Source organism: Burkholderia puraquae, assembly GCF_002099195.1.
Taxonomy (GTDB): domain Bacteria; phylum Pseudomonadota; class Gammaproteobacteria; order Burkholderiales; family Burkholderiaceae; genus Burkholderia; species Burkholderia puraquae.
On record NZ_NBYX01000019.1, the window covers coordinates 29975 to 52999 of the forward strand.

The 23025-nt window shown below is 68.1% G+C and carries 19 protein-coding genes; 16 read left to right on the plus strand and 3 right to left on the minus strand.

From position 1 onward, the window contains the following. Positions 1-248 precede the first annotated feature (248 nt). The 9 genes from B7G54_RS28690 (at position 249) to B7G54_RS28730 (ending at position 13231) form a co-directional block, all read left to right on the plus strand. Positions 249-2381 carry a 3-hydroxyacyl-CoA dehydrogenase NAD-binding domain-containing protein gene (locus tag B7G54_RS28690; protein ID WP_085042197.1) on the plus strand — a complete coding sequence of 711 codons (2133 nt, stop codon included), beginning with the start codon at positions 249-251 and terminating at the stop codon, positions 2379-2381. A 29-nt stretch (positions 2382-2410) separates the two neighbouring features. Continuing rightward, complete coding sequence (locus B7G54_RS28695; protein WP_085042113.1) at positions 2411-3619, plus strand: acyl-CoA dehydrogenase family protein; 1209 nt, start codon at positions 2411-2413, stop codon at positions 3617-3619. A 14-nt stretch (positions 3620-3633) separates the two neighbouring features. Beyond that, positions 3634-4770: an acyl-CoA dehydrogenase family protein gene (locus tag B7G54_RS28700; protein WP_085042114.1), complete on the plus strand. Its 1137-nt coding sequence runs from the start codon at positions 3634-3636 to the stop codon at positions 4768-4770. 30 nt (positions 4771-4800) lie between these two features. After that, the gene (locus B7G54_RS28705; protein ID WP_085042115.1) at positions 4801-6006 is read left to right on the plus strand and encodes a CaiB/BaiF CoA transferase family protein; all 1206 of its coding nucleotides are present in this window, start codon (positions 4801-4803) and stop codon (positions 6004-6006) included. 101 nt (positions 6007-6107) lie between these two features. Beyond that, a complete protein-coding gene (locus B7G54_RS28710) occupies positions 6108-6413 on the plus strand; it encodes a DUF485 domain-containing protein (protein WP_085042116.1) in 306 nt (101 codons plus the stop codon). A gap of 11 nt (positions 6414-6424) precedes the next feature. Continuing rightward, on the plus strand, positions 6425-8119 hold the full coding sequence (locus tag B7G54_RS28715) for a cation acetate symporter (protein WP_085042198.1): 1695 nt from the start codon (positions 6425-6427) through the stop codon (positions 8117-8119). Between the two features lie 359 nt (positions 8120-8478). Next, complete coding sequence (locus tag B7G54_RS28720; RefSeq protein WP_085042117.1) at positions 8479-9768, plus strand: dicarboxylate/amino acid:cation symporter; 1290 nt, start codon at positions 8479-8481, stop codon at positions 9766-9768. A gap of 4 nt (positions 9769-9772) precedes the next feature. Further along, on the plus strand, positions 9773-11782 hold the full coding sequence (locus B7G54_RS28725) for a sensor histidine kinase (RefSeq protein WP_085042118.1): 2010 nt from the start codon (positions 9773-9775) through the stop codon (positions 11780-11782). A 93-nt stretch (positions 11783-11875) separates the two neighbouring features. Beyond that, positions 11876-13231: a sigma-54-dependent transcriptional regulator gene (locus B7G54_RS28730; protein WP_085042119.1), complete on the plus strand. Its 1356-nt coding sequence runs from the start codon at positions 11876-11878 to the stop codon at positions 13229-13231. A gap of 97 nt (positions 13232-13328) precedes the next feature. Here B7G54_RS28730 and B7G54_RS28735 read toward each other — a convergent pair whose 3' ends face one another. Then, positions 13329-13865, minus strand: a complete 537-nt coding sequence (locus B7G54_RS28735; protein WP_085042120.1) for a TlpA disulfide reductase family protein — start codon at positions 13863-13865, stop codon at positions 13329-13331. A gap of 160 nt (positions 13866-14025) precedes the next feature. On the opposite strand from B7G54_RS28735, the gene B7G54_RS28740 reads away from it, so the two are divergent. After that, on the plus strand, positions 14026-14598 hold the full coding sequence (locus B7G54_RS28740; protein ID WP_085042121.1) for a hypothetical protein: 573 nt from the start codon (positions 14026-14028) through the stop codon (positions 14596-14598). 333 nt (positions 14599-14931) lie between these two features. Here the strand turns inward: B7G54_RS28740 and B7G54_RS28750 are convergent, their stop codons facing one another. Continuing rightward, a complete protein-coding gene (locus tag B7G54_RS28750) occupies positions 14932-16560 on the minus strand; it encodes a YifB family Mg chelatase-like AAA ATPase (protein ID WP_085042123.1) in 1629 nt (542 codons plus the stop codon). Between the two features lie 286 nt (positions 16561-16846). After that, entirely contained in the window at positions 16847-17098 is a 252-nt protein-coding gene (locus B7G54_RS28755; RefSeq protein WP_006489451.1) for an accessory factor UbiK family protein, read from the minus strand. Between the two features lie 355 nt (positions 17099-17453). Here B7G54_RS28755 and B7G54_RS28760 point away from each other — a divergent pair, with 355 nt between their 5' ends. The 6 genes from B7G54_RS28760 to B7G54_RS28785 all read left to right on the plus strand — a co-directional run bounded on the left by B7G54_RS28760 (position 17454) and on the right by B7G54_RS28785 (position 22908). Further along, positions 17454-17792 carry a P-II family nitrogen regulator gene (locus B7G54_RS28760; protein WP_085042124.1) on the plus strand — a complete coding sequence of 113 codons (339 nt, stop codon included), beginning with the start codon at positions 17454-17456 and terminating at the stop codon, positions 17790-17792. A gap of 37 nt (positions 17793-17829) precedes the next feature. Further along, positions 17830-19347 (plus strand): ammonium transporter, encoded by a 1518-nt coding sequence (locus B7G54_RS28765; protein ID WP_085042125.1) that lies wholly within the window; start codon positions 17830-17832, stop codon positions 19345-19347. Positions 19348-19591: 244 nt separating this feature from the next. Continuing rightward, on the plus strand, positions 19592-20881 hold the full coding sequence (gene gshA / locus B7G54_RS28770; RefSeq protein ID WP_011353295.1) for a glutamate--cysteine ligase: 1290 nt from the start codon (positions 19592-19594) through the stop codon (positions 20879-20881). A 26-nt stretch (positions 20882-20907) separates the two neighbouring features. Continuing rightward, a complete protein-coding gene (gshB, locus tag B7G54_RS28775) occupies positions 20908-21864 on the plus strand; it encodes a glutathione synthase (protein ID WP_085042126.1) in 957 nt (318 codons plus the stop codon). Positions 21865-22094: 230 nt separating this feature from the next. Continuing rightward, positions 22095-22565, plus strand: a complete 471-nt coding sequence (locus B7G54_RS28780) for a PTS sugar transporter subunit IIA (protein WP_085042127.1) — start codon at positions 22095-22097, stop codon at positions 22563-22565. Positions 22566-22638: 73 nt separating this feature from the next. Continuing rightward, the gene (locus B7G54_RS28785) at positions 22639-22908 is read left to right on the plus strand and encodes an HPr family phosphocarrier protein (protein ID WP_085042128.1); all 270 of its coding nucleotides are present in this window, start codon (positions 22639-22641) and stop codon (positions 22906-22908) included. Positions 22909-23025 lie beyond the last annotated feature (117 nt).

Genomic DNA, 23025 nt, shown 5'->3' on the forward strand with positions numbered 1-23025 from the left:
CGTCGCGTCTCCTGATCCGGCCCGTTTAACGGTCGGAAACATTCAGTGTCAAGTCAGACTTGACAGCTTGTAAAGGCGGGAGGGAATTGTCAATGAATCTCGATCAATCGAGAATCGGGTCATGCCCGGCGTACGGCCGGATCTTGTCCCGCTTCGTGCGGGACCGGGGCCGGTGCCCCGGCGCCGCTCCCGTGGCCGCGAGCCACGAACCGGCGTCGACGCACCTGCCGCCGCGTCAAGGAGACACGATGAACTCACCCGCTTCCCCCGCCAGCCCGGCCTGCACCGTCACGCGCGAGCGGCGCGACAAGGTGCTCGTCGTCACGATCGACCACCCGCCCGTCAACGCGCTGTCCGCCGATGTGCGGCGCGGCCTCGCCGACGCGCTCGACGCCGCGCAGGCCGACGACGCGATCCGTGCGGTGCTGATCGTCGGCGCCGGCCGCAACTTCATCGCGGGCGCCGATATCCGTGAATTCGGCAAGCCGATCGTGCCGCCGTCGCTGCCCGACGTGTGCGAGCGCATCGAATCGGGCGCGAAGCCGGTCGTGGTCGCGCTGCACGGCGCGACGCTTGGCGGCGGCCTCGAAGTCGCGCTCGCCGCGCATTACCGGCTCGCGGTGCCCGGCGCAAAGCTCGGGCTGCCCGAAGTCACGCTCGGCCTGCTGCCCGGCGCGGGCGGCACGCAGCGCGCGCCGCGCCTGATCGGTGCGAAGGCCGCGCTCGACCTGATGCTGACGGGCCGTCATGCAAGCGCCGACGAAGCGCTCACGCTCGGCCTCGTCGACCGTGTCGCGCACAGCGACGACACGCTCGCCGAAGGCCTCGCGTACGCGCAGGAACTCGTGTCGCTCGGCGCACCGGTGCGCCGCACGCGCGATGCGCAGGGGCTGGCCGACCGCGCGGCCGCGCAGGCCGCGATCGATGCGGCGCGCGCGGAGCTGCCGAAGAAATCGCGTGGCCTGTTCTCGCCTGCGAAGATCGTCGACGCGGTCGAAGCCGCGCTCACGCAGTCGTTCGACGCGGGGATGACGTTCGAGCGCAGCCTGTTCCTGCAGTGCATCGACAGCCCGCAGCGCGCGGGCCTCGTGCATGCGTTCTTCGCGGAGCGCGAAGCGGCGAAGGCACCCGAGGCGCGCCGCGCGAGCGCGCGGCCGGTCGAGCGGATCGGCGTGGTCGGCGGCGGCACGATGGGCGCGGGCATCGCGGTCGCGGCGCTCGATGCCGGGCTGCCGGTGACGATGATCGAACGCGACGAAGCGTCGCTCGCGCGCGGCCGCGCGCATGTCGAGAAGGTGTACGACGGCCTCGTCGCGAAAGGGCGCATGACGCCGGCCGCGCACGCGGCGCGGCTCGCGCGCTTCAAGGGCAGCACGTCGTACGACGCGCTCGCGCAGGCCGACGTCGTGATCGAGGCCGTGTTCGAGGACATGGCCGTGAAGCAGGCCGTGTTCGCCGAGCTCGCGCGCGCGTGCAAGCCGGGCGCGGTGCTCGCGACCAACACGTCGTATCTCGACATCGACGAGCTTGCCGCGAGCATCGACCGCCCGGCCGACGTGATCGGCCTGCATTTCTTCTCGCCGGCCAACGTGATGAAGCTGCTCGAGATCGTCGTGCCGGCACGCGTGAGCGCGGAGGTCGTCGCGACCGCGTTCGCGCTCGCGAAGCAGCTGAAGAAGACGCCGGTGCGCGCGGGCGTGTGCGACGGCTTCATCGGCAACCGGATCCTCGCCGTCTATCGCACGGCGGCCGACTACCTGATGGAAGACGGCGCGTCGCCGTACCAGATCGATCGCGCGGTGCGCGAATTCGGCTTCCCGATGGGGCCGTTCCAGGTCGTCGACCTCGCGGGCGGCGACATCGGCTGGGCGACCCGCAAGCGCCGCGCGGCGACGCGCGACCCGCGGGCGCGCTACGTGGAGATTTCCGACCGGCTGTGCGAGCGCGGCTGGTTCGGCCAGAAGACGGCGCGCGGCTACTACCTGTATCCGGACGGCGCGCGCGTCGGCACGCCGGACCCGGAAGTCGAGGCGATCGTCGCGGAAGAACGCGCTAAGAAGGGCATCACGCCGCGCACGTTCACCGACGACGAGATCCTGCGCCGCTACCTCGCCGCGATGATCAACGAAGGCGCGAACGTCGTGCACGAGAAGATCGCGCTGCGCCCGCTCGACGTCGACGCGGTGTTCCTGTACGGGTACGGCTTCCCGCGCTATCGCGGCGGCCCGATGCATTACGCGGACACGGTCGGCCTCGCGAACGTGCTCGCCGATATCCGCACGTTCGCGAAGGACGATCCGCTGTTCTGGAAGCCGTCGCCGCTGCTCGTCGATCTCGTCGCGCGCGGCGCGGATTTCGCGAGCCTGAACCACATCGACTGAACGCCAACCGCATACGCCACGGACTGAAGATGGACCTGAATTTCACTCCCGAAGAGGAAGCCTTCCGCACGGAAGTGCAGCGCTTCCTGCAAGCCGAACTGCCCGAGCGCATCGCGCGCAAGGTGAAGGGCGGCCTGCATCTTACGCGCGACGACATGCGCGAATGGCACGCGATCCTCAACGCGCGCGGCTGGCTCGCGAGCCACTGGCCGCGCGAATACGGCGGCCCCGGCTGGAGCGTCGCGCAGAAGTTCCTGTTCGACAACGAGTGCGCGCTCGCGGGTGCGCCGCGCATCGTGCCGTTCGGCGTGAACATGCTCGGCCCCGTGCTGATCAAGTACGGCAACGAAGCGCAGAAGCGTCACTGGCTGCCGCGCATTCTCGACGGTACCGACTGGTGGTGCCAGGGCTACTCGGAGCCGGGCGCCGGTTCCGATCTCGCGGCGGTGAAGACGAGCGCGGTGCGCGGGATCGACGCGCAGGGCGAGCACTACCTCGTGAACGGCCAGAAGACGTGGACCACGCTCGGCCACTACGCGAACATGATCTTCTGCCTCGTGCGCACCGCGACCGACGTGCGCAAGCAGGAAGGCATCAGCTTCCTGCTGATCGACATGAATACGCCGGGCGTCGAGGTGCGCCCGATCGTCACGCTCGACGGCGAGCACGAAGTGAACGAGGTGTTTTTCACCGACGTGCGCGTGCCGGCCGAAAACCTCGTCGGCGAGGAGAACCGCGGCTGGACCTACGCGAAATACCTGCTCACGTACGAGCGCACCAACATCGCCGGAATCGGCTTCTCGACGGCCGCGCTCGACCGGCTGCGCGCGGTCGCTGCAAAGGTCACGAAGAACGGCCGGCCGCTCGCGGACGACCCGTTCTTCGCGGCGCGCGTCGCGCGTGTCGAGATCGAACTCGAGAACATGCGCACGACCAACCTGCGCGTGCTGGCCGCCGTTGCGGGCGGCGGCGCGCCGGGCGCGGAAAGCTCGATGCTGAAGATCCGCGGCACGCAGATCCGCCAGGAGATCACCGCGCTGATGCGGCGCGCGATGGGGCCGTACGCGCAGCCGTTCGACGACGCAGCGCTCGATGCCGATTACGACGGCGAGCCGGTCGGCCCGGACGAAGCCGCGAGCGCCGCGCAGCAGTACTTCAACAACCGGAAGCTGTCGATCTTCGGCGGCTCGAACGAGATCCAGAAGAACATCATCGCGAAGATGATGCTCGGGCTGTAACGAGGGACGCGACGATGGATTTCCAGCACACAGAAGACCGCCGGATGCTGGCGGATACGTTGAACCGCTTCATCGCCGAACAGTACGCGTTCCCGGTGCGCGATCGCATCGCGCAGTCGGCCGAAGGTTTCGATCGCGCGATGTGGCAGCGCTTTGCCGAACTCGGTACGGTCGGCGCGCTGTTTTCCGAAGCCGACGGCGGTTTCGGCGGCGCGGGCTTCGACATCGCCGTGGTGTTCGAGTGCCTCGGGCGCGGGCTCGTCGTCGAGCCGTTCCTTGGCGCGCTGCTCGCGGGCCGCGCGCTGTCGCTCGCCGGCGGCGCCGCGCATCGCGACCGGCTGGCCGCGCTGATCGACGGCAGCGTGAGCGCCGCGTTCGCGCATGACGAGCCGGGCTCGCACTACGAACTGACGACCGTGCGCACGCGCGCCGAACGCTCGGGCGACGGCTGGGTGCTGACGGGCGCGAAGGGCGTCGTCGACCAGGCCGCGCAGGCGGCGTTCTTCGTCGTCAGCGCGCGCGTGTCGGGGCACGACGACGATGCGGCCGGCATCGGCCTGTTCGTCGTGCCGGCCGACGCGCCGGGCGTATCGCTGCGCGACTACAAGAAGATCGACGGCGGCCGCGCGGCCGAAGTGCGCTTCGAACGCGTCGCACTGCCGGCCGATGCCGCGCTCGGCGCGCACGACGGCGAAGCGGGCACGGCGCTGCTCGAACGCGTGCTCGGCTACGGGTTGCTCGCGCTGTCGGCGGAAGCGCTCGGCGCGATGGACGTCGCGAAGGCGTACACGCTCGACTACCTGCGCACGCGCAAGCAGTTCGGCTTGCCGATCGGCAGTTTCCAGGCGCTGCAGCACCGGATGGCCGACCTGCTGCTCGAAGTCGAGCAGGCACGCTCGGCCGTGATCAACGCGGCCGCGCAGCTCGATGCATCGCGCGTGGTGCGCGAACGCGCGCTCGCGGCGGCGAAATACAGCATCGGCCGGATCGGCACGCTGGTTGCCGAGGAGAGCATCCAGTTGCACGGCGGGATCGGGATGACGTGGGAGCTGCCGCTGTCGCACTACGCGAAGCGTCTCGTGATGATCGATCACCAGCTCGGCGACGAGGATCACCATCTCGCGCGCTACATCGCGCTGTCGAAACAGTAAAGGCGAACCACGCGAATGGAGGAGACAAGGATGACGAACGAATCGCGTGCATTGCCGCTGGCCGGCGTGAAGGTGCTCGATTTCTCGCGCGTGCTCGCGGGCCCGTGGTGCGCGATGGTGCTCGCCGATTTCGGCGCGGAAGTGATCAAGGTCGAGCATCCGGCGCGCGGCGACGACACGCGCGACTGGGGCTTGAGGATCGGCGACACCGAAACCACCTATTTCAACAGCGTGAACCGCAGCAAGCGCTCGATCTGTCTCGACCTGCAGACCGGCGAAGGGCAGCGGCTCGCACGCGAGCTGGCTGCTCAGGCCGACGTCGTACTTCACAACTTCAAGTTCGGCGGCGCCGAAAAGCTCGGGCTCGGCTACGACGCGCTGGCCGAACTGAATCCGCGCCTCGTGCACTGCGCGATTTCCGGCTACGACCGTTCGGGCGCCGAGGCCGCGCGGCCCGGCTACGATCTCGTCGTGCAGGGCGAGGCCGGGCTGATGGCGCTGAACGGCGAGGCCGGCCAGCCGCCGCTGAAGTTCGGCGTCGCGGCGGTCGACCTGTTCACCGGCATGTACTCGGCGCAGGCGATTCTCGCCGCGCTGTACGAACGCCACGCCACCGGGCGCGGGCGCCGCATCGAGATGGCGCTGTTCGACTGCGGGCTGATGATCACCGCGTACTACGGGCTCGACGCGCTGCTGATGGGCGAGGACCCGCCGCGCTACGGCAATGCGCATCCGTCGATCGTGCCGTACGGCGTGTTCGACGCGGCCGACGGCCCGCTCGTGATCACGGTCGGCAACAACACGCAGTTCGCGCGCTTCTGCGATGCGATCGAGCGGCCCGACCTTGCGGCCGACGCGCGTTACAAGACCAACCTCGGCCGCTCGGAGAACCGTGCGGACCTGCTGCCCGAGATTCGCCGCGAGCTCGCGCGCCGGTCACGCGCGACGCTGCTTGCGGCGCTTGCCGATGCGGGCATTCCCTGCGGCGAAGTGCTCGGGCTGCACGAAGCGCTGAAGTCGGAACGTGCGACGAGCGCGGGGCTCGTCACGCGGCAGCCGCATCCGGTCGCGGGCGGCGTCGACGTGCTCGCGCCGCCGTATCGGTTCGACGGCGCGCGGCTGCCGGTGCGTGGCGCGCCGCCGGTGCTCGGTGCGGATACGGACGCGGTGCTCGGCGGCTGGCTCGGGATGTCGGCCGACGAGGTCGCGCGCCTGCGTGCGGATCGCATCGTGTAAGTCGTTTTTCGCCGCCGCGGCGCGGGCGGATCGGATCGCGCGCCGGCCATTCACAAGACAGTGCTCGCGAAACGACGAGACGAGACAATATTGGAGACACCATGGAGCTTTCCGTCATCGAATCGGTCACGGCGCGCCGCGACTACCAGCAGCTCGTGCGCGCGCGGCGCCGCTTCAGCTTCACGCTGACGGCGCTGATGATCGCCACGTACTACGGCTTCATCCTGCTCGTCGCGCTCGCACCGCACGTGCTCGCCGCGCCGTTGTACCGCGGCGCGACGACGACGGTCGGAATCGCCGCGGGCGTCGCGATCATCCTGGTCGCGATCAGCCTGACCGCGTGCTACGTGCTGCGCGCGAACCGTGCGTTCGACCGCCGCGTCGACGCGATCCTGCAGCGTTCGTGACGGAGGCCGACATGCGACGTACCTCGATCGCGCCTGGCGCGCTTGCCGTTCCCGCAGTGCTCGTTTCCACCGCCGCGCAGGCGGTATCGGTCGCGGGCCCGATGCCCGACAAGGTCGAACTGAACCCGGTCGCGATCGGGATGTTCTTCGCGTTCGTGTTCGCGACGCTCGCGCTCACGCGCTGGGCCGCGCGCCGCACGCGCTCCACACGCGACTTCTACACGGCCGGCGGCGGCATCACCGGGCTGCAGAACGGGCTCGCGATCGCGGGCGACTACATGTCGGCCGCGTCGTTCCTCGGGCTGTCCGGGATGGTGTTCATGTTCGGCTTCGACGGGCTCATCTACTCGATCGGCTTTCTGGTCGGCTGGCCGTTCGTGATGTTCCTGATCGCCGAACCCTTGCGCAACCTCGGCAAGTTCACGTTCGTCGACGTCGTTGCATACCGCTTCGCGCAGCGGCCGATCCGGCTGCTGACGTCCGCGAATTCGCTGACCATCGTCGTCTTGTACCTCGTCGTGCAGATGGTCGGCGCGGGCAAGCTGATCCAGCTCCTGTTCGGGCTGTCGTACGGCACGGCCGAGCTGATCGTCGGCGTGCTGATGGTGGTCTACGTGTTCTTCGGCGGGATGACCGCGACCACCTGGGTGCAGGTGATCAAGGCCGTGCTGCTGCTGTGCGGCGCGACAGTGCTCGTCGTGCTCGCGCTCGCCGAATTCGGCTTCAGCATCGACGAGATGTTCCGCCGCGCGGTGGCCGTGCATCCGGGCGCGCTGTCCATCATGGGCCCCGGCAAGCTGATCCGCGATCCGGCCAACGCGCTGTCGCTCGGCATCGCGCTGATGTTCGGCACGGCCGGCTTCCCGCACATCCTGATGCGCTTCTTCACGGTGCCGAACGCGAAGGAGGCGCGCAAGTCGGTGCTCTATGCGACCGGCTTCATCGGCTATTTCTACCTGCTGACGTTCGTGATCGGCTTCTCGGCGATCGTGCTGCTCGCGCAGCATCCGGAGTTCTTCAAGCTCGGCGCAAACGGCACGTTCAACCTGACGCACGACCTGCTCGGCGGCTCGAACATGGTCGCGGTGAAGCTCGCGCAGGCGGTCGGCGGGAACTGGTTCTACGGCTTCATCGCGGCCGTCACGTTCGCGACGATCCTCGCGGTGGTCGCCGGCCTGACGCTCGCCGGCGCGACGACGATCTCGCACGACCTGTACGCGCAGATGTGGGCGCGCGGCAAGCCCGACGAACGCCTCGAGATGCGCATCTCGCGCGCGGCGACGATCGCCCTGTCGGCGGTCGCGATCGGGCTGTCGATCCTGTTCGAGCACGTGAACGTCGCGTTCATGGTCGGCCTCGTCGCGGCGGTGGCCGCGAGCGCGAATTTCCCGGTGCTCGCGATGTCGATCTTCTGGCGCGGGATGACGACGCGCGGCGCGGTGCTCGGCGGCGGCCTCGGCCTCGTGTCGGCGGTCACGCTCACGGTGCTGTCGAAGTCGGTGTGGGTCGACGTGCTGCACCATGTGCGCGCGCCGGTGTTTCTCGACAACCCGGCGCTCGTGTCGGTGCCGCTCGCGTTCATTGGGATCGTCGTCGGCTCGCTCCTGGATCGCGGCGAGCGTGCACGGCGCGAGCGCGAAGCCTTCGCGCAGCAGGAGTTCTATGCGCAGACGGGCGTGCTGGCCGGCCCGGCCGTGCAGCACTGATTCATCCGATGAACGAGCATATCCGTCCGGATCGCCGGACGGATATTTTCCGGAAATCCGGAATCCCGGATTTCCTTGCCTGCCGCATTATGGGAAATACAATGAAAACAACGGTTTGAGGGGTTCCGGAAACCTGGCATCGACCTTGCGTTATAAAGCGCACGGCCATCCCCCCGGCCGAACTACTACAGCAAGCAAGGAGACAATCGATGACCACTGCCTTCCTCCCCCTCCGGACGTCCTGAGGCATCGCTTGTTGCGGCACGGCAGCCGCGCGGGCGAGTGACTTTTCCCCTGAGGCATTCGCCTGCGCGCGTGACGCCGTTTCCATCGGCTCATCTACTTCTGCAGGAACCATCGTGAAGAAGAAACCCTTCTACAAAGTGCTCTATGTGCAGGTGATCTTCGCCATCATCGTCGGCGTGATCCTCGGCCACTACTACCCGGCGCTCGCCACCGACATGAAGCCGCTCGGCGACGGGTTCATCAAGCTGATCAAGATGGTGATCGGCCCGATCATCTTCTGTACGGTCGTCACCGGCATCGCCGGCATGGAGGACATGAAGAAGGTGGGCCGCGTCGGCGGCAAGGCACTCCTGTACTTCGAGATCGTGTCGACCTTCGCGCTGCTGCTCGGCCTCGCGGCCACGCACATCCTGCGTCCGGGCGTCGGCTTTAACATCGATCCGGCGACGCTCGACGGCAAGGCCGTCGCGTCGTACGCGGCGAAGGCGCACGGGCAGTCGACGGTCGACTTCCTGATGCACATCATCCCGAACACGATGGTCGATGCGTTCGCGCAGGGCGAGATCCTGCAGATCCTGCTGATCGCGCTGCTGTTCGGCAGCGTGCTCGCACACCTCGGCGAGCGCGGCAAGGTCGTGACCGACTTCATCGACGGGCTCACGCGTGTGCTGTTCGGCATCGTGCACATCGTCACGAAGCTGGCACCGATCGGCGCGTTCGGCGCGATGGCGTTCACGATCGGCAAGTACGGCGTCGGCTCGCTGGTGCCGCTGCTCAAGCTGATCGGCACGTTCTACCTGACGTCGGTCGTGTTCGTGCTCGTCGTGCTCGGTTCGATCGCGCGCGTCACGGGCTTCTCGATCATCCGCTTCGTGTCCTACATCAAGGAAGAGCTGCTGATCGTGCTCGGCACGAGCTCGTCGGAAGCCGCGCTGCCGCAGCTGATGGAAAAGCTCGAGAAGGCCGGCTGCTCGCGTTCGGTCGTCGGCCTCGTCGTGCCGACCGGCTATTCGTTCAACCTCGACGGCACCAACATCTACATGACGATGGCCGTGCTGTTCATCGCGCAGGCGACCAACATCGAACTGACGTGGATGCAGCAGCTCACGCTGCTGGCCGTCGCGATGCTGACGTCGAAGGGCGCGAGCGGCGTGACGGGCGCGGGCTTCATCACGCTCGCCGCGACGCTGGCCGTCGTGCCGACGATCCCGCTGTCGGGCATGGTGCTGATCCTCGGCATCGACCGCTTCATGAGCGAATGCCGCGCGCTGACCAATATCGTCGGCAACGGCGTCGCGACGGTCGTCGTGTCGGCCTGGGAGAAGGAGCTCGACCGCAACAAGCTGCGCCAGGCGCTGAACGGCGGCGGCGAGGTCACGCCGACCGAGACGGCCGGCGTCTGACGCCATGACGGAGCAGGCGGCGGCACGGCCCGCCGGCGGCGCGGCCCGCGGCGGCCGAGGCGCAGAGGCGGAGGCCTATGACACAATAGGCGATCCGCATCGCCAGGAAGCCTCGACCGTGACGCGCCGCCTGCTCATTCTCGTCGTGCTTGCCGCCGCGCTCGCCGCGGCGTGCACGCTGACGTGGACGATCACCTGGCGGCGCGGCGTCGCCGAGCTGCAGCGCAACGCCGCGGTGCGCGTCGACCGCACCACCAACGCGCTCAAGAGCACGCTCGACCGCTACGAATCGCTGCCCTATCTGCTCGGCAGCCATCCGTACGTGCAGGACCTGCTCGCCGAGCCGAAGCGCGCCGACTACACCGCGCGCGTCAATCGCTATCTCGAAGACCTCAACGAGCACGCGCACGCGACCGTCACCTACGTGATCGGCGCGGACGGCCTGTGCGTCGCCGCCAGCAACTGGCGCGCGCCCGACAGCTTCGTCGGGATCGAATACCGCTTCCGCCCGTATTTCCTCAATGCGATGAACGGCCAGGTCGGCCGCTTCTTCGGGATCGGCACGATCTCGCGCGATCCCGGCTACTACATCTCGCAGCCCGTGTGGCGCAACGGCAGGATCGCGGGTGTCGTCGTCGTGAAGCTCAATCTCGAATGGTTCCAGGGCGCCGATGCGTCCGAGCCGCTCGTCGTTGCGGACGACCACGGCGTCGTGTTCCTGTCGTCGGTGCCCGCATGGAAATACCACACGCTGCGGCCGCTGACGGGGCCCGTGGCCGCGTCGATCTACGAGACGCGCCAGTACGCGCAGCAACCCGTCACGCCGCTGCCGCTGCGCATCGAGCAGGTGCTCGGCCCCGATGCGGAGATCGTGCGCCTCGGCCCCGGCCTGCGTGCGCCGCGCTTCCTCGCGAGCAAGCGGCGGATCGGCGAGCCCGACTGGCTGCTCGTCACGCTCGCGCCGATCGCGCCCATCGACGCCGATGCGCGCAACGCGACGATCGTCACGGGCTTCGGCTTCGTGTCGGTCGCGCTGCTCGCGTTCTACTGGCGGATGCGCCGCGCGCGCGTGCGCGAAATGATCCGTGGCCGCGCGCTGCTGCAGCAGGCGTACGCGGAGCTGAACCGGCGTGTCGAGGAGCGCACGGCCGACCTGTCGGAAGCGAACGAGCAATTGCAGAAGGAGGTCGGCGACCGGATCCGCGCGGAGCAGGAGCTGCGCGCCGCGCACGACGAACTGATCCAGGCGAGCAAGCTCGCCGCGCTCGGCCAGATGGCGGCCGGCATCACGCATGAGCTGAACCAGCCGCTCGCGGCGCTGCGCAGCTTCTCGGACAACACGCGCGTGCTGCTCGATCGCGGCGAGCAGGCGGCCGCGCGCGAGAACCTCGAGGCGATCGCTGCGCTCACCGAGCGGATGGGCAAGATCACGAACCAGCTGAAGCTGTTCGTCGGCCGCGCGAAGCCGCGCAACGAGCAGGCGCTCGTCGTGCGCGCGCTGCGCAGCGTGCTGTCGCTGCTCGACGAGCGCCTGCGCGGCGTCGCGCTCACGCTGACATTGCAGGACGCGACCGTGTCGCCCGCACATGAAGCGCCGCTCGACCTGGCGCGCGATTATCCCGAGCTCGTCGCCCGTTGCGAGGATCTGCGCCTCGAACAGGTGCTGATCAACCTGCTCGGCAACGCGCTCGACGCGGTCGCTGGCGTGGCGGCGCCGGCCATCGAGGTGACGATCGCGGTGTCGGCCGCGACGCTCGCGGTCGAGGTGCGCGACAACGGCTGCGGCATCGCGCCCGACCTGCTGCCGCGCCTGTTCGAGCCGTTCTTCACGACCAAGGAAATGGGGCGCGGGCTCGGGCTCGGCCTCGCGATCTCGTCGTCGATCGCAAGCGACGCGGGTGGTGCGCTGACCGCGCGCAACGCGCCGTCGGGCGGCGCGCTGTTCGTCTTGACGCTGCGGCGCGCACGCACGCATCATCCGGACTCCGTGTCCGAGCCGGCGGGCTCGCGCTAGACGCGCCACGCCGCCCGCCCGATCGGCATACGATCGGTATAACGACGCCGCGCGTGCTGCCGCCGCGCGGCCCGTCAGGAGCAAGTGAGTACGATGGCCAACCGGCTGCAAGTGATCTATATCGAAGACGATGCGCTCGTTCGCCGGGCAAGCGTGCAGAGCCTTCAACTGGCGGGGTTCGACGTTGTCGGCTTCGAGTCGGCCGAGGCGGCCGAGAAGGCGATCGTCGCGGATACCGCCGGCGCGATCGTCAGCGACATCCGGCTGCCCGGCGCGAGCGGGCTCGACGTGCTCGCGCAGTGCCGCGAGCGCGTGCCCGACGTGCCCGTGATCCTCGTCACGGGGCATGGCGACATCTCGATGGCCGTGCAGGCGATGCGTGACGGCGCGTACGACTTCATCGAAAAGCCGTTCGCGGCCGAGCGCCTGATCGAGACGGTGCGCCGCGCGCTCGAGCGCCGCGAGCTCGTGCTCGAGAACCACGCGCTGCGGCGCGAGCTGGCCGGGCAGAACGTCGTCGCGCCGCGCATCATCGGCCGCAGCCCCGCGATCGAGCAGGTGCGCAAGCTGATCGCGAACGTCGCGCCGACCGACGCGTCGGTGCTGATCAACGGCGACACCGGTGCCGGCAAGGAACTGATCGCGCGCAGCCTGCACGAGCTGTCGCCGCGCCGCGACAAGCCGTTCATCGCGGTGAATTGCGGCGCGCTGCCCGAGCCGATGTTCGAGTCGGAGATGTTCGGCTACGAGCCCGGCGCGTTCACCGGCGCCGCGAAGCGCCGCGTCGGCAAGCTGGAATACGCGTCGGGCGGCACGCTGTTCCTCGACGAAATCGAAAGCATGCCGCTCGCGCTGCAGGTGAAGCTGCTGCGCGTGCTGCAGGACGGCGTGCTGGAGCGGCTCGGCTCGAACCAGCCGATTCGCGTGAACTGCCGCGTCGTCGCGGCCGCGAAGGGCGACATGAGCGAACTCGTCGCGGCCGGCACGTTCCGGCGCGACCTGCTGTACCGGCTCAACGTCGTGACGATCGCGCTGCCGCCGCTTGCCGAGCGCCGCGAGGACATCGTGCCGCTGTTCGAGCACTTCATGCTCGATGCGGCCGTGCGTTACGCGCGGCCCGCGCCGGTGCTGACCGACCGGCAGCGCGCGAGCCTGATGCAGCGCGACTGGCCCGGCAACGTGCGCGAGCTGCGCAACGCGGCCGACCGCTTCGTGCTCGGCGTGGCCGACATGCCGCAAGAGACGGGCGCGAGCGGCGACGAGGCCGACAACGAGCAGACGCTGAAGGAGCGCATCGAGCAATTCGAGCGCGCGGTGATCGCCGAGGCGCTGAACCAGACGGGCGGCGCGGTCGCCGCAACGGCCGACCGGCTGCATGTCGGCAAGGCGACGCTGTACGAGAAGATGAAGCGCTACGGGCTGTCGGCGAAAGGCGAATCCGAGCGCTGAAAAGCAAACGGACCGCGGAACCGGGTTGCCCGGTCGTGTGGTCCGTCGTGCGGGGAAGGGCGCTGCGCGCGGCCCTTCGAGCCGGATCGGGCGGCGCTCAGGCCGCGTTGCTGCCGAGTGCCTTCTTGAGCAGCGCGTCGAGTTCCGCGAACTGCGGTGCGCCGACGTAGCGCTTCAGGATCTTGCCGTCCTTGTCGACGACGAAGGTCGTCGGCGTGAGCTGCACGTTGCCGAACTGCTTCGCGACGCTGCCGTCGTCGAGCGCGACCTTGAACGGCAGCTGGCGCGTCTGCGCGTAGTTCGCGACGTACATCGGCGGATCGTAATTCATCGCGACCGCGACGAATTCCAGCCCCTGACCCTTGAAGCGATTATAGGTATCGACCATCTGCGGCATTTCCTGCATGCAGGTTGCGCAGCTCGTCGCCCAGAAGTTCACGAGATAGACCTTGCCTTTCAGGTCGCCTGCAGTCGAGACCTTCTGGCCCGACAGCAGCGTGAACGTGGCGTCCGGCACGGTGGACTTGCCGTTGAACGCGAAGAAGCCGGCGACGGCGATCGCTGCGACGACAACGGCGGCGACGATGTAGCGGACGGGGCCGGCGCTGCGCCGGGCGGGAGGCGTGGTGTTCATCTGGTGCTCTCGGAGTCGGTCGATGACGCGGATCAATGCAAAGGACATCGAAATTCGGCGCTCATTTTAGCGCGAATGCGGCGTGCGCACCGACGACGGCCACACATCCCGGATTTCGCGTTCGGCGGATAATGCCCGTTTTGCCCGCCCGATCCACGCCATGCCGAAGGAAGTCATCGTTTCGTTGCGCCCCTTTTTTCGTCCGCTGCGACACTTCGCCGCGCTCGCGTGCATGAGCGTCGCGCTGGCCGCGTGCTCGCCGTCGTACGACTGGCGCACGCTGCACAACGATGCCGGCTACACGATCGACCTGCCGGCGAAGCCGACTGTCGAGGAGCAGCCGGTGGCGATCGGCGGCGCGTCGATGCCGATGCGGATGCAGGCCGCGCACGTAGACGGCGCGGTGTTCGCGGTCGGCACGCTGACGCTGCCGGACGACCGCGACGACACGCGCCGCGCGGCGCTCGAGTTCCTGCGCGCCGGGCTGTCCCGCAACCTCGAAGGCACGCCGCAGACGGCTTCGGTGCCCGTGCCGCTCGCGGCCGGCGGCGCGGTGAACGGACTCGAGCTGCGCGTCGCGGGCGCGGCCGCCGGCGGCGATCGCGCGCGCAAGACGATCGTCGCGCGGCTCGCCGCGCGCGGCCGGCACGCTTACCAAGCCGTCGTGATTGCCGACGGACCGCTCGCACAGGAGCAGTTCGACCAGTTTTTCGGGTCGTTCAAACTCGATTGACGGTGGCCGGCGAGGGCGCTGAGACACACTGTGACAACTGAAAGTTCATTCGCAGCTTTCGACGCTAGTCGCCGGATTTTGCGAGGTTTTTCCGGCTATCCACAGCGCATGTGGATAACTTTGTTGAAAAGTCGGCCGGATTTCCCGCTGAGCCGCTCGGGACGGCCTTCCGGCCCGTTTGGTCGCTCGCGCGCATTTTGAGAAAAATCAATCAAAACAATGGGATACGGATTCTGCGCCGCAAAGGTCCCGCCGCGCCGTGATCCGGGGCCGGACTCGCGAAATTGTGCATAAGTCAAGTCTTGACAGCCGGATTTTGTCCTCCCGGTGCGCTCACAGCGCCGTAAGTGCGCGCCGGTAGCGGATTGCTTCGGCGATCTGCGCGGCCGTCGGCACAGGGTCGCCGGCGAGGTCGGCGATCGTCCGCGCAACCTTCAGCACGCGGTAATACGCGCGCGCCGACCAGCCGAAGCGCTCGCCGGCCTCGCGCAGCAGCCGTTCGCCTTCGTCGGTCGGCCGGCACAGGTCATCCGTCTCGCGGCCGCTCAGCATGTGATTCGTCTTGCCCTGCCGATCGAGTTGCAGCGCACGCGCCTGCGCCACGCGCGCCGCTACTGCGGCACTCGGCTCGCCGGGTGCCGACGCGCGCGTCGCCAGTTCGGCCGGCGACAGCGCGGGCAGGTCGATCTGGATGTCGATGCGGTCGACGAGCGGCCCCGACAGCTTGCGCAGGTAGCGCGCGGCGACGTCCGGCGTGCAGCGGCAGCGCCCGGACGGATCGCCGTGCCAGCCGCACGGGCATGGGTTCATCGCGGCGATCAGCTGGCACGCGGCCGGAAAGTCGGCTTGCTGGGCCGCGCGTGAAATCGTGATGCGGCCGGCCTCCAGCGGCTCGCGCAGCATTTCGAGCACGTGCCGGTCGAATTCCGGGAGTTCGTCGAGGAACAGGACGCCGAGGTGGGCAAGCGTGATCTCGCCCGGCTGCGGCGGGTTGCGGCCGCCGACCAGCGCGGCGGCGCTCGACGAGTGATGCGGCGAACGGAACGGCCGCTGGCGCCACTGCGCGGGCGAGAAGCCGAGGCGGCTCGCGGACAGGAGCGCCGCCGACGTCAGCGCCTCGTCGTCGGTCAGCGGCGGCAGGAGGCCCGGCAGCCGGGCGGCCAGCATCGACTTGCCGGCCCCCGGCGGCCCGACCATCAGCATGTGATGGCCGCCCGCGGCCGCGACTTCCAGCGCGCGGCGGGCACCGCGCTGGCCGACCACATCGGCGAGATCGGGAGCGGCCGGCATCGGCAGACCGTCGAGGCACGGCGCCGCGACCGGGGCGAGCCGCCCGTCCGGCGCATTGGCGAGGTGCGCGCACAGCGCGGGCAGGTCCGGCGCGCCGAACACGGTGACGCCGGGCACGAGCGCGGCCTCGGCGGCGCTGGCGAGCGGCAGGTACAGTTCGGGCCCGTTCGACGCGGCGGAGCCTGGTTCCGGGCCGGCCTCGCAGCCGCCATTGCCCGCTTCGGAATGCGTGCCGGAGCGCGGACCGGAAGCCACCGCGCTTGCCGCGACTTGCCAATCCCGCGCCACCCCGCACGCCATCGCGAACGCGCCGCGCATCGGCCGCAGCGCGCCCGTCAGCGACAGCTCGCCCGCGAATTCGCGGCCGGCCAGCGCGTCGACCGGGATCTGGCCGTTCGCGGCGAGGATGCCGAGCGCGATCGGCAGGTCGAACCGCCCCGACTCCTTCGGCAGGTCGGCCGGCGCGAGATTGACGGTGATGCGTCGCACCGGGAATTCGAAGCCGCAGTTCTGCAGCGCGGCACGGACGCGCTCGCGGCTTTCGCGGACTTCGAGATCGGGCAGGCCGACGATCGAGAACGACGGCAGCCCGTTGGCGAGATGGACTTCGACGGTGACATCCGGCGCGCGGCCGGAGGCGGGCGCGCGACTGCGCACCACGGCGAGCGACATGGCGAGGCTCCTGTTAACAAGACGGGCGACGGCCGTTCGGGGCCGCATGCCGCGGGAATCGGAGGAATCGGTGCGCGCTTGCCGGCGTGGCGCGGGAAAAGAACGAGGGACTGCGGAACGACGGACTGCGAAGAGCGATGGACAGCGAAGAGCGGGGGTACTGCGGAGAACGACGGACGACGAAGAGCGGGGACGACTTCGGTGCTTCAGTGCTTCAGTGCTTCAGTGCGGCGGGCGCGGGCCGCGCGAGGCGGCCCGCGCCCGGACCTTGCGGCCGGGTGGGGCGTCAGGCTTGCGGCGCGGCGAGCTTTTGCTCGAGTTCCGCGACGCGTTTCTCGAGTTCCTCGAGGCGCACGCGGGTGCGGGCGAGCACCTGTGCCTGCGTGTCGAATTCCTCGCGCGTGACGAGATCGAGTTTCGAGAAGCCTTGCGACAGCATGGCCTTCACGTTGCGCTCGACGTCCTTGGCCGGCGAGTTTTTCAGCAGATCGCTGACGCGCGACTGCAGATCGTTGAAAACGTCGCTGGGTTGCTTCATGTGATTCCCCTTCCTTGCACAAAAAATGTGCATCTTCAGTTGCGTACGTGCCCATGATGCACGCATGACCGGAAATGGTGCGCCCGGAGCGCGAATTCCGGGCATGGCGCCCGCATGGGTGAATGCCCCGGCGATCCGGGACGTGCGTGCACTCTAGCAACGATCCTTTCGCCGCGCCAGCAAACCGGGCCACGTTGGCCGTTCGGCCGGGCTTCCGCACCTTACATCACGGGATGCGACCCCGTGACGAAGCCCTTTGAAACGGTGCGTGAACCGACATGGCATGCGAGTTGCTGAGAAGAGTCCGTTACAACATTCCAACCAATTCGACGGGACAACCCAGCGAGAGGACTTCATGAAACTCATTACCGCAATCATCAAGCCGTTCAAGCTCGATGAGACGCGCGAGGCGCTGTCGGCGCTTGGCGTCTCGGGCATCACGGTGACGGAGGTGAAAGGGTTCGGGCGCCAGAAGGGGCACACCGAGCTGTACCGCGGCGCCGAATACGTGGTCGATTTCCTGCCGAAGATGAAGATCGAGGCAGCCGTGTCCGACGATCTCGTCGACCAGGCGGTCGAGGCGATCGAGCGGGCCGCGCGCACCGGCAAGATCGGCGACGGCAAGATCTTCGTCACGACGATCGAACAGGTCATCCGGATTCGCACCGGGGAGACAGGCGCAGACGCGCTGTAACAGAACAGACAAGACAAGCGAAAAGAGGAAACCCAAGATGCGCAAACTTCTGATGTCCCTGCTGATGGCCGGCTCGCTGATCGCGGCCGGCGTCGGCTCCGCGCTCGCCGACGACGCGGCGTCCGCCGCGGCTGCGTCCGCACCTGCTGCCGCCACGGCTTCCGACGCATCGGCCGCCGCCGCTCCGGCCGCTTCGGCGCCGGCAGCAACCGATGCATCCGCCACGGCCGCTGCCGCCGCACCGGCCTCGGGCGCCGCCGACGCATCGGCAGCCGCTGCCGCGTCCGCGCCGGCTGCCCCGGCTGCGCCGACCGCCCCGTTCTCGGTCGATTCGTCGAAGATCAGCGCGGGCGACACCGCGTGGATGCTGACGTCCACCGCGCTCGTGCTGTTCATGACGATCCCCGGCCTCGCGCTGTTCTACGCGGGCATGGTCCGCAAGAAGAACGTGCTCGCAACCGTGATGCAGAGCTTCGCGATCACCGCGGTGATCACGGTGCTGTGGACGGTGGTCGGCTACAGCCTCGCGTTCACGCCGGGCAACGGCTTCATCGGCGGCCTGTCGCGCGCGTTCCTGCACGGCATGAACTACATCAAGGGCGACAAGGCGACGACGCTGACCGTCAGCCACCTCGCGACGACGATTCCGGAATCGGTCTACTTCGTCTACCAGATGACGTTCGCGATCATCACGCCGGCGCTGATCTGCGGCGCGTTCGCCGACCGGATGAAGTTCTCGGCGATGCTCGTGTTCATGACGCTCTGGTCGCTGATCGTCTACGTGCCGATCGCGCACATGGTGTGGGAACCGACCGGCTGGCTGTCGGCTGACGGCGTGCTCGACTTCGCGGGCGGCACGGTCGTGCACATCAACGCCGGTATCGCGGGCCTCGTGTCGTGCCTCGTGCTCGGCAAGCGCGTCGGCTACGGCCGTGAATCGATGGCACCGCACAACCTCGTGCTGACGATGATCGGCGGCTCGATGCTGTGGGTCGGCTGGTTCGGCTTCAACGCAGGCTCTGCGGTCGCGGCCGACGGTCGTGCCGGCTTCGCGATGCTGACGACGCAGGTCGCGACGGCCTGCGCGGCGCTCGGCTGGATGTTTGCCGAATGGATCGCGAAGGGCAAGCCTTCGGTGCTCGGCATCGTGTCGGGCGCGGTCGCGGGTCTGGTGGCGATCACGCCGGCAGCCGGCTTCGTCGGCGTGGCAGGCGCGCTCGTGATCGGTATCGCGGCGGGCGTCGTGTGCTTCTGGTCGGCGACGTGGCTCAAGTCGAAGCTCGGCTACGACGATTCGCTCGACGCGTTCGGCGTGCACGGCATTGGCGGGATTCTCGGCGCACTGCTGACCGGCGTATTCGCGGTCAAGGATATCGGCGGCGCCGACGGCAGCCTGCTGCTGCAGGCCAAGGGCGTGCTGATCACGCTGGTCTACAGCGGCGTGCTGAGCTTCGTGCTGCTGAAGCTGATCGATCTGACGATGGGCCTGCGCGTGACCGAAGAGGAAGAGCGCGAAGGTCTCGACGTGATCCTGCACGGGGAGCATGTCGAATAAGTCACAAGGATGACCGGCGGGCCGCCGCGAAGACGGCGCCCGCCACCGAATGAGCGCAGCGACTTCGGCCCGCCCACCCGGCGGGCTTTTTTTCTTCTGTCACGCGCTGCCGTAGCGGATAACCCTTCACTCTATCGGGTCAATAGCCGAAAACTTCCTCCATATCCTTGTGAAGCCGGGAACAATCCCCAAATGGGCAGGGCAATTGCTCTACAATCTTCATTCTCCCGCTCGCGAGTGATTCATGGTTCCCCACCTCGTTACCGCGTTGAACGGTCCGCTGCTCGAACTCGAGCAGAAGATCCTCGACGCGACGCCTGCGATCGAACGCTGGTTCAGGCTCGAATGGCAGGAACATACCCCGCCGTTCTATTGTTCGGTGGACCTGCGCAACGCCGGCTTCAAGCTGGCCCCCGTCGACGCGAACCTGTTTCCCGGCGCGTTCAACAACCTGCCGTCCGAAGTGCTGCCGCTCGCCGTGCAGGCCGCGATGGCCGCGATCGAGAAGATCTGCCCGGACGCGAAGAACCTGCTCGTAATTCCCGAGCTGCCGACCCGCAACGCGTTCTACCTCGAAAACGTCGCACGCCTCGCGACGATCATGCGCCAGGCCGGCCTGAACGTGCGCTTCGGCTCGCTTGACCCGAGCATCACCGACATGACGCCGATCACGCTGGCCGACGGCCAGAAGATCGTGCTCGAACCGCTCGAGCGTTCGCAGCGCCGCCTCGGCCTGAAGAATTTCGACCCGTGCTCGATCCTGCTGAACAACGACCTGTCGGCCGGCATCCCGGCCGTGCTGGAAAACCTGCACGAGCAATACCTGCTGCCGCCGCTGCATGCGGGCTGGGCCGTGCGCCGCAAGTCGACGCACTTTTCCTGCTACGACGACGTCGCGAAGAAGTTCGCGAAGATGGTCGGTGTCGATCCGTGGATGGTGAATCCGTATTTCGCGCACGTGGAAGGGGTCGACTGGCAGGCGCATGAAGGGGAGCAGGCGCTCGCCGATGCGATCGACGGCGTGCTGAAGAAGATCGCGCGCAAGTATCGCGAATACGGGATCAGCGAGAAGCCGTACGTCGTCGTGAAGGCCGACGCGGGCACCGCCGGTCGCGGCGTGATGACCGTGCACGACGCGGCCGAGATCGGCCGCATGTCGAAAGCCGAGCGCGCGCAGATGGCCGAGTCGAAGGCCGGCCTCGCGGTGCGCGACGTGATCGTGCAGGAAGGTGTCTACACGTTCGAGCGCGTCGGCGACGAAGTCGCGGAGCCCGTCGTGTACATGATCGACCGCTACGTGGTCGGCGGCTTCTACCGCACGCACGCCGGCCGCGAGCGCGACCAGAACCTGAACGCGCCCGGCATGCACTACGTGCCGCTCGGCTTCGAGCACACCGCGCTGCCGGATGCCGGCGCCAAGCCGGGTGCCGCGCCGCCGAACCGTTTCTACATGTACGGCGTCGTCGCGCGGCTGTCGCTGATCGCGTCGTCGATCGAACTGGAAAAGACCGACCCCGAAGCCATCCAGGTGTAACGGATATTCGCTACGTACAGGACCTCATGGACATTCTCTTTATCGCCGACCCGCTCGAGCGCTTCAAGATCTACAAGGATTCGACCTACGCGATGATGGCCGAGGCGGCACGGCGCGGGCATGCGGTGTACGCGTGCGAGCCGAACCAGCTCGCCTGGACGGGCTCGGGCGTCGAGGCGGACGTGCAGCGCGTGACGATCGTCGGCGACACGGCCGACCTGCATCGCCGTCCGTGGTACGAGGCGGCCGCGCACGAGTCGCGTCAGCTGACGTCGTTCGGCGCGGTGCTGATGCGCAAGGATCCGCCGTTCGACATGGAGTACGTGACGGCCACCTGGATGCTCGAGCTTGCCGAACGCGCAGGCGCACGCGTGTTCAACAAGCCTCAGTCGATCCGCGATCACTCGGAGAAGCTCGCGATCGGCGAGTTTCCGCAATTCGTCGCACCGACGCTCGTCACGCGCGACGCCGCGCGCCTGCGGGCGTTCCATGCCGAGCATGGCGACGTGATCGTGAAGCCGCTCGACGGCATGGGCGGGATGGGCGTGTTCCGCGTGAAGGCCGACGGCATGAATCTTGGCGCGATCATCGAGATGCTGGGCCATGACGGCACGCGCTCGTTGATGATCCAGAAGTTCATTCCCGAGATCAAGGCCGGCGACAAGCGCATCCTGCTGATCGGCGGCGAGCCGGTGCCGTATTCGCTTGCCCGGATTCCGCAGGGCAGCGAGGTGCGCGGCAATCTCGCGGCGGGCGGGCTCGGTGTCGCGCAGCCGCTGACCGCGCGCGATCGCGAGATCGCCGAAACGCTTGGGCCCGTGCTCGCGGCGCGCGGGTTGCTGCTGGTCGGTCTCGATGCGATCGGCGACTGGCTGACCGAGGTGAACGTCACGAGCCCGACGTGCTTCCGCGAGATCATGGAGCAGACGGGCTTCGACGTCGCCGCAATGTTCATCGACGCGCTGGAGCGTGCGGCCGGATAGGCCGTCTCCTGTGCAACCCCGGCGGCGGCCGCGCAGGCCCCCCGTCGCCGGAGCAGCTCGACCGGCCTGCTACAATGCCCGCTTGCCCGGTGCCGCGCTCGCGCACCGAAGGCCCGGCGGTCGGGCCGAAACTGTTGCAAGGCTGAACATGGAACGTTTCCCACACTCGCTACGCTCATTGCCCCGCCGCGGGGTGTTGGCCCGCCAGGGGCGGCCGGGAGCGATCTGACATGGCCGGGATTCTGATCATCGCGCACGCCCCGCTCGCCACCGCGCTGCGGGATTGCATCGCGCACATCTACGGCGGCGTGCCCGCACGCATCGGCTGTATCGACGTGACGGCGGACAGCGATCCGACCCAGGTGATGGCGTTCGCGCACGCGGAGCTCGCGCGGCTCAAGGAAGAGAACGGCCTGATCGTGCTGACCGACATGTACGGTGCGACGCCCGCGAACATCGCGGGCCAGCTCGCGAAGATCGACAACGTGCGCGTGCTCGCGGGCGTGAACCTGCCGATGCTCGTGCGGGCCGTCTGCTACCGCACCGTGCCGCTCGACAAGCTGGTCGACAAGGCGCTGTCCGGCGGTGCGAAGGGCGTCCATGAGGTGTCGGCCGGTACGCCGCCGCCGCCGACGGAAACCGGCTGCGGCCAGTGCGCGCCGATTCCGCCCGAACCGCAACCGCGCACCGAGTCGCACTGATTTCCCGTTTTCCGTTTTAGACAGCACCGCCGGCGCGCGCCGCCGGCGGCCCCGACCGACCCGACCGAGAATCATGCTTCAACAAGAAACCACCATCGTCAATAAATTGGGGCTCCATGCGCGCGCATCGGCCAAGCTCACGCAACTGGCCGGCAACTTCCAGTCGGAAGTCTGGATGACGCGCAACGGGCGCAAGATCAATGCGAAGAGCATCATGGGCGTGATGATGCTGGCGGCGGGCATCGGCAGCACCGTGACGATCGAGACCGAAGGGGTGGACGAGCGGGAAGCGATGGACGCGCTGCTGAAGCTGATCGCGGACAAGTTCGGCGAAGGGCAGTGATCCTCGTGCGGGATCATTGTCGTTTCCAGTCAGAATGCCGCGGATTCCGCGGCATTTTTTTCGCCGGAAGCATTGATGCGGAATGCGCAATGCTGCGGTGCATGCAGTCAGCAGGGA